This window comes from Micromonospora sp. ATLC20, from assembly GCF_057196585.1.
The window spans coordinates 1-11,951 of record NZ_JBXUOV010000177.1; the positions used below are offsets into that span (position 1 = coordinate 1).

An 11,951-nucleotide genomic window follows, 5' to 3' on the forward strand; every position below is an offset into this window, starting at 1 on the left:
GCCGCCGGCCACCCGCCCCGGCCGGCCCGGTCGCCGCCGGGCGGCGGGTGCGTGCCTCCACCGGACCGAAGACGGCGACCAGCACGGTCAGCACCGCGGCCAGCGCGAGCAGCCACGGTACGCGCCACGCCCACCAGGCCGCCGAGCCGACCGGGGGAGTGGGCAGCACGCCGAGCGCGTCCAGCAGGCCGACGAGCAGCACCGCGGCGGTCAGGTGCCAGAGGAACAGCGTGAGCACCACCGCGTTTACGGCGAGCACCGCCTGCCAGGGGCCGGACCGGCGCAGCCAGCGCCCGGCCGGGCGTCGCAGCAGCAGGATCAGGCCGAGCTGGGCGACGGCCGCGGCCATCAGCGCCAGGCTCGGCGGCGCCGCGTTGTCCAGCCGCTCGCCCGGTACGTGGAGCATCGCCACCGGGTAGGGCCCGGCCACCGTGAGCAGCACCAGCGCGACCAGGCCGCCGCCGAGCAGGAGCACGCCCGCCCGGCGGGACAGCGGCAGCCGACGGCGAAACAGGCCCCGGGTCCCGGCGCCGGTCGCGTCGGCGGGCTGACGGGTGTCCGCCTGGGCGGCGTCGTACCAGGCGAACCCGACCTGATGGACGGCCAGCCAGCCGAACAGGTAGTTGCCGTCGGCGAGCGCGGCCGGGCCGAGGAGCCGGCCGAGGTCGCCGAGCGCCACGAGGACCACGAGCGCCGTCGGCACGGCGAGCCCGAACCGGCGGTGCAGCGCGTACATCGGCGGGGTCAGCGCCACCACCGCGACGTAGGCGACCAGGAACCACAGCGGGATGGTGGCGAACCAGACCACTGTGCGCACCTGCGCCGGGTCGGCTCCGCGCAGCGTGGCGATCCCCGCTCCCGCCGCCAGGACCAGCAGCAACACGGTGGTGGGGCGGATCAGCCGGGCGCTGCGGTCGACCAGCCACCCGGCCGCCGACCCGCCCCGGCGCCGGCGGGCGGCCAGCGAGGCGGCGTTGGCGTAGCCGCCGACCAGGAAGAACACCGGCATCACCTGGGCCACCCAGGTGAGCGGCCAGGCCCAGCGCAGATCCCCCAGCGCGGAGTGGCCGGCGGGGCGGCCGTGGTCGTACCCGATGACCGTGACGCCCCAGTGGCCGAGCACGACCATGGTGATGGCCAGCGCCCGGAGCAGGTCGATGTAGCGCTCCCGCCCCGGCGGCGTGCGTTGCGCGAGCTGCCGCAGGCGGCGCATGGGGTCAGGCTAGGCCAGCCGGGCCCGACCGGTACGGATAACGGATCGGTCGAGAGGTCTTGTGGTCCCCGTCGCACTGTCGTAGAAATTCTTCATTGGAAATGCGTCTTGTGAAGACAAGCGACAGGGTGCTCACCGCGCGTACCCGGACCGAGGAGATGCGATGAACAGGCGTGAGATCCTACGGCGTAGCGCCGCCGCCGGGCTGCTGGCCACCCCCGCCGCCGGGCTGCTCGCCGGCTGCGCCACGTCGGGCGGGGGCGACGAGGGCGACAAGGCCGCGTACAAGGGCACCAAGAGCGAGCAGAACCCGCTCGGCGTGGCCGAGGACGCCCCACTCGAGGTGGTGATCTTCAACGGCGGGTTCGGGGAGGACTACGCCAAGGCCCACGAGGCCATGTACAAGGAGCGGTACCCGAAGGCGGAGATCAAGCACTCGGCCACCGCGGAGATCAGCAAGACGCTCCAGCCCCGCTTCGTCGACGGCAGCCCGCCCGACGTGGTGAACAACTCCGGCGCCGGTCAGATCGACTTCAACGGCCTGGTCTCCCAGAACGCGCTCGCCGACCTGGGCGAGCTGCTCGCCGCGCCGAGCCTCGACACGCCCGGCAAGACGGTCAAGGACACGCTGCTGCCCGGCACCGTCGAGGTCGGCTCCTACGACGGCCGGTTCCTGGTGCTCAACTACACCTACACGGTGTACGGCATCTGGCACTCCACCAAGCTGTTCGCCGACCGCGGCTGGGAGGACGCCAAGACCTGGGACGACCACATCGCGCTCTGCCGCCGGATCAAGGCCGCCGGTATCGCCCCCTGGACGTACGCCGGTGTGCACCCCCGCTACATGAGCTGGCCGCTGATCTCCACCGCGATCAAGCTCGGCGGCGCGTCCGTGGCGCTGGCGATCGACAACCTGGAGCCGAACGCCTGGAAGTCGGACGCGATGAAGACCGCCGCCGACGCCTGGCACCAGATCGTCAAGGACAAGTTCATCCTCGACGGTTCCCCGGGCCTGGACCACAAGCAGTCGCAGACCGCGTGGTGCCAGGGCAAGGCCGCGTTCATCTCCTGCGGCTCCTGGCTGGAGAGCGAGCAGAAGGACGTCACGCCGGCCGGGTTCAACATGACGGTCGCGCCGACGCCGAGCCTGGGCAGCGGCGACAAGCTGCCGTACGAGGCGATCCGCGGCACCGCCGGTGAGCCGTTCATGGTGCCGGCCAAGGCGCGCAACGTCGCGGGCGGCCTGGAGTACTTCCGCACCATGCTGTCCCGCAAGGGCGCGCAGGACTTCACCCGGAAGGTCGCCAGCCTGCCCGTCGTCGCCGGTGCGACCGAGGGCATCGACCTGCCGTACGGGCTCAGCACCGTGGTCAAGGCGCTCGACGCGTCCGGGTCCAACGGCTTCAACTGGGTCTACAACAACTACTACCGCAAGCTGGAGCGCAACCTGGTCGACGCGGCCTGCGGCGAGTTCTTCAGCGGCCGGATCTCCCCGGCCGAGTTCCTCGACCAGTGCCAGAAGGGCGCCGACTCGATCGCCGGAGACAGCTCGGTCAAGAAGTACAAGCGGTCCGCGTGATGCGACAGGGCCGCCTTCCCCTGATCCTCACGTTCCTCCTGCCACCACTGGCGTTGTACGGCATCTTCGTGCTGTCGCCGTACCTCCAGGCTTTTCAGATCTCCACCACCGACTGGATGGGCTACTCCGCGCAGGCCGACCCGGTCGGCATGGCGAACTTCCGCACGCTGCTGCACGACGGGTACGTGTGGAACGCGTTGAAGAACAACGCGATCCTGCTCGCCGTGGTGCCGGTGGTGACGATCGGGCTGGGCCTGTTCTTTGCCAGCATGCTCACGATGGGCGGCCGCAAGGGCCGGGCCGGTGTGACCGGGGTGCGCGGCACCTCGGTCTACCGGCTCGTCTACTTCTTCCCCCAGGTGCTCTCGGTGGTGATCATCGCGCTGCTCTGGAAGGAGATCTACAGTCCGACGAGTGGCCTGCTCAACGGCGCCCTGCGCGCCGTCGGGCTGGCCACCCCGGCCTGGCTCGGCGACCCGCGCTTCGCGTTCTGGTGCGTGCTGGCGGTGATGGTGTGGAGCAACGTCGGCTTCTACGTCGTGCTCTTCGGCGCGGCCATGCAGGCCATCCCGCGTGACATCTACGAGGCGGTGCTGCTCGACGGCGCGTCCCGCACCACGATGCTGCGGAAGATCACCATTCCGCTGCTCTGGGACACCATCCAGGTGGCCTGGATCTACCTCGCCATCGCCGCGCTGGACGGCTTCATCCTGGTCCAGCTCATGACGAACGGCGGGCCGAACTTCTCCTCCGACGTGATCGGGCTGCGGATGTACGACACGTCGTTCGGCAGCGAGAACAAGTTCGGGTACGCCTCGGCGATCGGCGTGGCGATGTTCTTCCTGACCCTCTCGGTGGCGGTGCTGGCGCTGCGCACCGCCCGGCGTGATCGGATCGAGTACTCGTGACCACCGTGAACACCGGCGCCCCGGCCGCCGAGACGACCCGCGCGACGGCCCCCGCCGACCGGCCGCCGCGCCGCGAGCTGGGCGTCGCGAACGTCTTCTCGCACGGCTTCCTGCTGCTCTGGGCGGCCATGACGATCCTGCCGCTGGCCTGGATGGTGCTCAGCTCGCTCAAGACCAACGGCGAGATCGTCGCCGAGCCGTGGGGGCTGCCCGAGGCGCTGCGCTTCGACAACTGGAAGCGCGCCTGGACCACCGCCCACATCGGCCGCTTCTTCTTCAACAGCCTGGTCGTGGTGGCCGGCTCGCTGAGCCTGACCATGCTGCTCGGCGCCACCGCCGCGTACGTCTTCGCGCGCTACGAGTTCCGCGGCCGGCAGGTCGTCTACTACCTGTTCGTCGGCGGCATGATGTTCCCGGTCTTCCTGGCGCTGGTGCCGCTGTTCTTCGTGGTCCGCAGCGTCGGCATGCTCGGCACCTGGCCCGGCCTGATCCTGGTCTACACCGCGTACTCGCTGCCGTTCACCGTGTTCTTCCTGACCGCGTTCTTCCGGACGCTGCCGACCTCGGTGGCGGAGGCCGCGCTGATCGACGGATGCGGGCACTTCCGGCTGTTCTTCCGGGTGATGCTGCCGATGGCGCGACCGGGATTGATCAGTGTCGGGATCTTCAACTTCCTCAGCCACTGGAACCAGTTCCTGCTGCCCCAGGTGCTGCTTCCCGGCGACGGGCAGGACCGGATGCTCGCTCAGGGACTGAGTTCGCTCGCGGTGAGCCAGGGCTACGCCGGCGACTACGCCCAGTTGTTCGCCGGCCTGACCATCGCGGTGCTCCCGGTGCTCGTGGTGTACGTGGCGTTCCAGCGCCAGGTTCAGTCCGGACTGACCGCCGGGCAGCTCAAGTGAGGTGGTTGCCACAGGCAACGGGGCAGTGGGGAACATCGAGCTGACCTAGGGTGGGCCGGCACGCTCATCTATCGACAGGAATCTCATGTTCTTCCTCCTCTACGCACTGTTGCTGATGCTCGGCGGCATCGCGATGGTCGTCGTCGGCGCGGTCGTCAAGGAACAGGGGACCGGCTCCCGGATCCTCAACGTGGTGATCGGCCTGGCCTTCTTCGGGTACGGCTTCTACCTGCTGTTCCTCTTCGACGGCGACAGCTACCGGCTCTTCTTCTACGTCTTCGTGCTGCCGATCCTGCTGATCGTGCGCGCGGTCAAGGCGCGCAAGGAGGCCCGCGAGCAGGCCGCGGCGCAGCAGTACGCGGGCGGCCAGCAGTACCCGGGCGGGCCGTCGTTCCCGGGTGGTCAGCAGTACCCGGGCGGACAGCAGCAGCCCGGCATGTACCCGGGGGCGGGGCACGGTCAGCCCGGCCCGGCGTTCCCGCCCGCCCCGGGGCAGCCCGCACCGTACGGCGCCGCGCCGCAGGGGCGCCCGGGTCAGCCCGCCCCGCAGGGCTGACACCAGGCTCAGCCCGGTTCGCAAGACCGATACTGATCAGCGCGAGTGCGGCTCACGCCGAGAACTGCCGGAAGCCGCGAGTGGAACGTCATGGGTGTCGAACCGGCGTTTTGACACCCATGGCGTTCCACCCAACGGCCGCCGCCGCGGCGCGGCGGGGCGCAGCGCAGCGCAGCGCGGCAGGGCGGGCGGGTCAGGCGGGCGGGGGCACCAGGCGGGTGTGCAGTGCCGCCGGGTCGGTCACCTCGGGCAGGTCGCGGGCTGCCAGCCAGGCCGCGGCGGCCGCACCGTCCCCGGCGCTGTGCAGCGGCGCGTCCGGCCACCGGTCGGCGAGTTCCGCGCGTACCGCGCCGGCCAGCGGGGTGTCGCCGGTGAGCAACCCGCCGCCGAGCACCACCGGATCGGCCGCGCCCGGTGGGCGGATCCGGGAGACGCTCTCCGCCAGCAGCGCCGCGGCCTCGGCGATCAGCGCGACCGCTGCCGGCTCCCCGTCGCGGGCCGACGACACCACGAGCGGCGCGAGCCGGGCCAGTTCCACGGGCGGCCGCCGGGTCACCGCCTGCACCACGGCTCCGGCCGTCGCGCGCGGCTGAGCGTCCACAGCGGTCGTGCCGGTCAACTCCGCCAGCACCTGCCGGGCCAGCTCACCTGGGGTGTCCGCGCGGTCCAGGTCGGTCAGCAGCCGGCGGACCGCCTCGCGGCCGAGCCAGAATCCGGAGCCCGCGTCGCCGAGCAGCCAGCCGTGGCCGTCGGCGGTCCGGTCCAGCCGCAGGTCGCGTACCTGGGCGGCGATGGCGCCGGTGCCGGCGACGAGCACGGTGCCGTCCGGGGCGGCGGTGCCGGAGGCGTAGGCGACAAGGGCGTCGCCGTGCACGGCGTACGGGCACCGTAGCCCCGCCTCGGCCCACGCCCGGTCGAACGCGTCCCGGCCGTGCGGGTCGGCCAGGAGGCGGCCGGCCCCCGCGAGGCCGATGACGCCGGCGCGTACCCGAAGGGGGTCGATGTCGGCGAGCGCCGCGCGCAGGGCGGCGAGCAGCTCGGCGGCGGCCCGGTCGGCACCGTGGCTGGTGGGGTTGCCACCGCCGGCGCGGCCGGCGCCCAGGCGGGTGCCGTCGAGGCTCAGCGCTGTGGCGCGGGTGGAGGTGCCCCCGACGTCGAGGCCGACCACGACGGTGTCCGACATGGCCCCCATGCTGGTCGGCCGCGTCTCCAGGCGCAAGATCGCGCCGGCGCGGCAGGTAACAGTTTGAAAACTTCACCCACGCCCTTGACACGGAGGGGCCTTCAGTAAGAACTTTTACCACTAACAGTTAACACTCTTTTCCGAAAGGCGCCCGCCGATGGCCGAGCACGAGGTGGAGACTTCCGCGGCGACCGCGGTGGTCGATGCCGGTCCGGCCGACCGGCTGGGCGCCGACGGGGTGCTGGCCCGGGTCCGGGCCGGCACGGGAGAGCTGACCGGGGCGCTGCGCCGGGTCGCCGAGCACGTGCTCAGTGACCCGGAGGCGGCCGCCCGGGCCACCATCGTCGAGCTGGCCGAGCGCAGCGGCACGTCACCGGCGACCATCACCCGTTTCTGCCGGGCGATGGGCTTCGAGGGGTACGCGGACCTGCGGCTCGGCATCGCCGCCGAGACCGGCCGGGCCCGCTCGGCCGGCTGGACCGTCGACATCGGACGGGAGATCCAGCCCGGCGACCCGCTGTCCCGGGTGCTCGACCAGATCATGGCCGCCGACACGCGGGCCATGCACGACACCGCCGCGCTGCTCGACCTGGCCGAGGTGGAACGCGCGGCGGTCGCCATCGCCGGGGCCAGCCGGGTGAACATCTTCGGGGCCAGCGGCAGCGCGCTCGTCGGCGAGGAGATGCAGTTCAGCCTGCACCGCATCGGCGTCGCCGCGTGGGCCTGGAGCGACGTGCACGAGGGACTCGCCAGCGCCGCGCTGCTCGGGGCCGGGGACGTCGCGCTCGGCATCTCGCACACCGGGCAGACCCGGGAGACGATCGAGCTGCTCGCCGAGGCCGGCAGCCGCGGTGCCACCACCGTCGCCCTCACCGGCTTCCCCCGCTCGCCGCTGGCCGAGCTGGCCGACATCGTGCTGGTCACGGCCAGCCAGGCCACCACGTTCCGGCCGGACGCGCTCTCCGCCCGGCACCCGCAGCTCGTCGTGCTCGACCTGCTCTACATCGCGGTGGCGCAGCGTACCCACGACCGCGCCCACGCGGCCTTCCGGCGTACCGCCCAGGCCGTCGACGGGCACAAGGCCGCGAAGGGGGCCCTCTCATGATCAGTGCCCAGAGGTACGCCGACGCGGTGCGCCCGGTGCTCGACCGGCTGGTGGACAGCCAGGCCGTGGCGGTGGACCGGGCAGCCGACCTGATCGCCTCCGGGCTGCGCGCCGGCGGCGTCCTCCAGGCGTTCGGCGCCGGCCACTCGGAGGCGTTCGCCGCCGAACTGGTCGCCCGGGCCGGCGGGCTGGTCCCCGCCAACCGGCTCTCCCTGCACGACCTCGTGCTGCACGGCGACGCGCCCCGCGACGTGCTCGCCGACCCGAAGCTGGAACGCGACCCGGCCGTGGCGCACCAGCTCTACGCCCTGGCGGCGCCGCAGCCGGGGGACGTGTTCGTGGTCGCCTCGCAGTCCGGCATCAACGGCTCGGTGGTCGAGCTGGCGACGCTCGTCAAGCGCGGCGGCCACCCGTTGATCGCTGTCACCTCGGTCGAGCACACCGCCCGGGTAGCTCCTCGGCACCCCTCCGGGCACCGGCTCGCCGACCTCGCCGACGTCGTGCTGGACAACGGCGCGCCGTACGGCGACGCACTGCTGCCGCTCGAGGGCGGCGGCGCGGTCTGTGCGGTCTCCTCGGTCACCGCGGCGCTGCTGGCGCAGTTGCTGACCGCGGAGGTCGTACGACGGTTCCACCAGGCCGGAGAGGTACCCCCTGTCTACCTCTCCGCCAACGTCCCCGGTGGGGACGAGCACAACCTCGCCCTCGAGTCGCGGTACGCCGGGCGTCTCCGGCGGACCGCCTGACCCGACCCACAAGGAGAGACAAGATGTCGGTTTCCCCCGAGAAGTTCGGCGACGTCAGCCGTCGGACCCTGCTGCGGCGCGCCGCGGCGGCCGGTCTGCTGGCCGTACCGGCGGCGGGTCTGCTGAGCGCGTGCGCCGGCAGCGAGCCGAGCAAGTCCGACGGCGGCGGCGCGGCCAAGAGCAAGGACAACCCGTTCGGTGTCAAGGACGGCAGCGCGGTCAAGGTGGTCGTCTTCAACGGTGGCCTGGGCGACCAGTGGGCCAAGGAAGACAAGGTCATCTTCAACGCCAAGCACGCGAACGTCACGGTCAACATGTCTTCGACCCAGAAGATCAAGACCGAAGAGCAGCCCAAGATGGCGACGCAGCCCAGCGACCTGGTGATGAACTCGGGCGCCGACATGATGGACCGCAGCACGCTGATCAACGAGGGCGCGATCGAGCCGCTGGACGACCTGCTCACCGCGCCGGCCTGGGACAGCGAGGGGACGGTGGCCGACAGCCTGCTGCCCGGCACGGTCGCCGACGGTACGCAGAACGGCAAGTTCTACGTCGTGAACGTGGCGTACACGGTGTGGGGCAACTGGTACAACGCGGCCCTGTTCAAGAAGGAGGGGTGGACCGCGCCGACCACCTGGGACGAGTTCTTCGCGCTCGCGCCGAAGATCAAGGCCAAGGGCATGGCGCCGTACGTGCACGACGCGGTGCACGGCTACTACCCGCGCTGGGCGCTGTTCGCCAGCATCTGGAAGGCGGTCGGCAAGCAGGCAGTCGTCGACATCGACAACCTGAAGGACGGCGCCTGGAAGGCCGACGGCATCGTCGCGGCGCTGGAGCCGTGGGAGAAGCTGGTCAAGGACAGGCTGCTGCTGCCGGGCAAGCTCGACCACACCCAGTCGCAGCAGGCGTTCCTGGACGGCAAGGCGGCCTTCATCCAGGTCGGCACCTGGCTGAAGAACGAGATGGCCGCGACCATCCCGCCGGGCTTCGAGATGACCATCTCCGACTACTGGAGCAAGAGCGGGGACAAGGCCGCCAAGGACGTCTTCGCCTCCTCCGGCGAGGGCTTCGTGGTGCCGAGCAAGGCGCCGAACAAGGAGGCCGCGAAGGAGTTCCTGCGGGCCATCCTCTCCAAGGCCGGTTCGGCGAAGTTCGCCGAGCTGACCAAGTCGCTGGCCTCCACCAAGGGCTCCGGCGACAACGTCCAGGACACCGCGCTGGCGTCGGCGAACTCGCTGATGAAGAACGGCAGCTCGGACCTGATCTCGGTGAAGTTCCCGGACTTCTACGCCGACCTGGACAAGGAGAGCCAGAACCTCTCCGAGGAGCTGATGGCCGGCCGCCTGACCGCGCAGCAGTTCGTCGACAAGATGCAGGCGGCCGCCGACAAGGTCGCCAAGGACTCGTCGATCAAGAAGCAGACCCGCACCGCCTGATCACCGCGAGGAAGTGAGTCCAATGCGGCACGGAGTCGCGCGTTTCGTCACGGGCTTCCTGGCCCTGCCCGTCGCGCTGTACCTGTTCTACGTGGTGTGGCCGTTCGCCCAGGCGGCGGGATACTCGCTGACCGACTGGGGCGGGTACTCCGATTCCCAGCGCTTCGTCGGGCTGGACAACTACGTCCGGCTGTTCTCCGACGAGCTGATCCGGAAGGCGTTCTGGCACAACGTGTTCTTCCTGGTCACCGTGCCGCTGTTCACGATCGCGCTGGCCCTGTTCCTCGCGTTCCTGCTCAACGTGGGCGGGCGCGAGGACAGGGCCGGCATCCGCGGAGTGTTCGGCTCCGGGATCTACAAGGTCATCTTCTTCTTCCCGCAGGTGCTGTCGCTGGTGGTCATCGCCGTCATGTGGCAGCAGATCTATCGCACCGACGGGCAGGGCCTGATCAACGGCCTGCTCATCAAGATCGGGCTGGTCGACGCGGACAACCCGATCGCCTTCACCGCCGACCCGGAGCCGTTCCTCGGCGTGCCGGCGGTGCTCTGGTGGCTGCTGTTCATCGCGGTGTGGAGCGGCGCCGGTTTCTACATGGTGCTGTTCTCCGCCGCGATGCAGTCGATCCCGAAGGACATCTACGAGGCGGCGATCCTCGACGGCGCGGGCCGGTTCCACACGTTCTTCAAGGTGACCCTGCCGCTGCTGCGGGACAGCATCTCGGTCGCCTGGGTCTATCTGGGCTTCATCGCGCTGGACATGTACGCGCTGGTGTTCGTCATGACGCCGAGCCAGGGCGGGCCGAACCACGCCAGCGAGATCTTCGCCTCGGTGATCCAGTTCAACGCCTTCCAGAAGGGCCAGTTCGGTTACGCCTGCGCGATCGCCGTCGCGCTGGCCATCTTCACCATCCTGCTGGCCGCGCTCCAACTGAGGATCACCCGCCGTGAGCGGATCGAGTACTGAGGAGGTCTGGACGATGAGCACTGTGACCCACACCTCCGGCCCGGCCCGGTCCGACACGGCACCGCCGGACCGGCCGCCCGCGGACCGGCGGGCGAAGGACGTCGGCAACGGCTTCGGCGGCCGGATCTTCAACGGCTTCTCGCACCTGTTCCTCGCGGTCTGGGCGATCATGGTGGTCTACCCGCTGCTGTGGGTGGTGATGTCGGCGCTCAAGACCGACTCCGAGGTGATCCGCGAGCCGCTGTCGCTGATCCCCGACGCCCTGCAGTGGGACAACTTCGCCCGCGCCTGGACCGCCGGGATCGACAGCTTCTTCCTGAACACGCTGCTCGTGCTGGTGTTCAGCGTGACGCTGACGATGCTGCTGGGTTCGATGGCCGCGTACGCCCTGGCGCGCTACGAGTTCCGCGGCAACCGGCTGATCTACTGGATGTTCCTGTCCGGGCTGACGCTGCCGATCTACCTGGCCGCGGTGCCGCTGTTCAAGGGCGTCTACAACACCGGGGTGAGCCTCCCGCTGCTCGGCCCGAACAAGCACCTCATGCTGATCCTGGTCTACGTGGCCTGGTCGCTGTCGTTCACGATCTTCTTCATGCACTCGTTCTTCCGGACGCTGCCCGACTCGATCGCCGAGGCGGCCCAGGTCGACGGGGCCTCGCACACCCGCACGTTCTTCAGCGTGATGCTGCCGATGGCCAAGCCGGGCCTGATCAGCATCGGCATCTTCAACGTGCTCGGCCAGTGGAACCAGTGGTACCTGCCGACGCTGCTCATGCAGTCGGTGTCCGGCGAGCCGAAGAACCAGGTGATCGCCCAGGGGCTGATCGAGCTGTCGGTCAACCAGGGCTACAAGTCCGACTGGTCCGGACTGTTCGCCGGGGTGACCATGGCGATGCTTCCGGTGCTGATCGTGTACATCGTCTTCCAGCGCCAGGTGCAGTCCGGTCTGACGGCCGGCGTCGGCAAGTGACGCGCGGGGCCCCGGCTCGACGAGCCGGGGCCCCGGCCTGTCGGTGGCAGCGGGCAGAATGCGTCCGTGCTGGTGGCGGTGGTGGCGGACGAGCGGGGCGGCGGCGTGCTGCAACCGCTGCACGCCGACGGCACCCCGTCCGGCCCGGCGGAGGAGGTCACCGACCTGGCCGCCGCCGTGGCCGCCCGGGAGGCCGCCGGGCACCCCCGCTGGATCTGGGCCGCCTGGACGGGCGTCTACCCGGCGCTGCTGCGCGCCGGGGTGCGCCTCGACCGCTGCCACGACGTCGAGCTGACCGAGGCGCTCCTGCTCGGGCACGCGGGCCGCTGGGGTGAGCCCCGCGCGCTACCCGCCGCCTGGGCCCGGGTCACCGGCGCGCCGGTCCCGCC

The 11,951-nt window shown here is 70.9% G+C and carries 11 protein-coding genes and 1 pseudogene; 10 read left to right on the top strand and 2 right to left on the bottom strand.

Annotated elements, in window-relative coordinates:
* Positions 1-1,213 (bottom strand): acyltransferase family protein (locus AC2CHG_RS25875; protein WP_484525767.1); only part of this gene is annotated, 1,213 nt, incomplete at its 3' end.
* A 163-nt stretch (positions 1,214-1,376) separates the two neighbouring features.
* Here AC2CHG_RS25875 and ngcE (AC2CHG_RS25880) point away from each other — a divergent pair.
* From ngcE (AC2CHG_RS25880) to AC2CHG_RS25895, 4 genes are all read left to right on the top strand, one after another.
* Complete coding sequence (gene ngcE, locus AC2CHG_RS25880; RefSeq protein ID WP_484525768.1) at positions 1,377-2,792, top strand: N-acetylglucosamine/diacetylchitobiose ABC transporter substrate-binding protein; 1,416 nt, start codon at positions 1,377-1,379, stop codon at positions 2,790-2,792.
* Entirely contained in the window at positions 2,792-3,700 is a 909-nt protein-coding gene (locus AC2CHG_RS25885; RefSeq protein WP_013287344.1) for a carbohydrate ABC transporter permease, read from the top strand. The genes ngcE (AC2CHG_RS25880) and AC2CHG_RS25885 overlap by 1 nt, the downstream gene beginning before the upstream one ends.
* A complete protein-coding gene (locus tag AC2CHG_RS25890) occupies positions 3,697-4,602 on the top strand; it encodes a carbohydrate ABC transporter permease (protein WP_484525769.1) in 906 nt (301 codons plus the stop codon). Before AC2CHG_RS25885 ends, AC2CHG_RS25890 begins: the two co-directional genes overlap by 4 nt.
* A gap of 85 nt (positions 4,603-4,687) precedes the next feature.
* A complete protein-coding gene (locus AC2CHG_RS25895) occupies positions 4,688-5,158 on the top strand; it encodes a hypothetical protein (protein ID WP_484525770.1) in 471 nt (156 codons plus the stop codon).
* Positions 5,159-5,351: 193 nt separating this feature from the next.
* Here the strand turns inward: AC2CHG_RS25895 and AC2CHG_RS25900 are convergent, their stop codons facing one another.
* Complete coding sequence (locus AC2CHG_RS25900) at positions 5,352-6,341, bottom strand: N-acetylglucosamine kinase (protein WP_484525771.1); 990 nt, start codon at positions 6,339-6,341, stop codon at positions 5,352-5,354.
* 157 nt (positions 6,342-6,498) lie between these two features.
* Between AC2CHG_RS25900 and AC2CHG_RS25905 the strand changes: the two genes are divergently transcribed.
* The 6 genes and pseudogenes from AC2CHG_RS25905 to AC2CHG_RS25930 all read left to right on the top strand — a co-directional run.
* Positions 6,499-7,446, top strand: coding sequence for a MurR/RpiR family transcriptional regulator (locus AC2CHG_RS25905; protein WP_120569014.1), 948 nt, complete (start codon positions 6,499-6,501; stop codon positions 7,444-7,446).
* Positions 7,443-8,192: an SIS domain-containing protein gene (locus AC2CHG_RS25910; RefSeq protein WP_120569015.1), complete on the top strand. Its 750-nt coding sequence runs from the start codon at positions 7,443-7,445 to the stop codon at positions 8,190-8,192. The genes AC2CHG_RS25905 and AC2CHG_RS25910 overlap by 4 nt, the downstream gene beginning before the upstream one ends.
* 23 nt (positions 8,193-8,215) lie before the next feature.
* Positions 8,216-9,628, top strand: coding sequence for an N-acetylglucosamine/diacetylchitobiose ABC transporter substrate-binding protein (gene ngcE, locus AC2CHG_RS25915; protein WP_120569016.1), 1,413 nt, complete (start codon positions 8,216-8,218; stop codon positions 9,626-9,628).
* A gap of 22 nt (positions 9,629-9,650) precedes the next feature.
* Positions 9,651-10,592 (top strand): carbohydrate ABC transporter permease, encoded by a 942-nt coding sequence (locus AC2CHG_RS25920; RefSeq protein WP_120569017.1) that lies wholly within the window; start codon positions 9,651-9,653, stop codon positions 10,590-10,592.
* A gap of 13 nt (positions 10,593-10,605) precedes the next feature.
* Positions 10,606-11,562 (top strand): carbohydrate ABC transporter permease, encoded by a 957-nt coding sequence (locus AC2CHG_RS25925; RefSeq protein ID WP_013475962.1) that lies wholly within the window; start codon positions 10,606-10,608, stop codon positions 11,560-11,562.
* A gap of 66 nt (positions 11,563-11,628) precedes the next feature.
* Positions 11,629-11,951, top strand: a pseudogene (locus AC2CHG_RS25930) (bifunctional 3'-5' exonuclease/DNA polymerase); the annotation flags it as partial.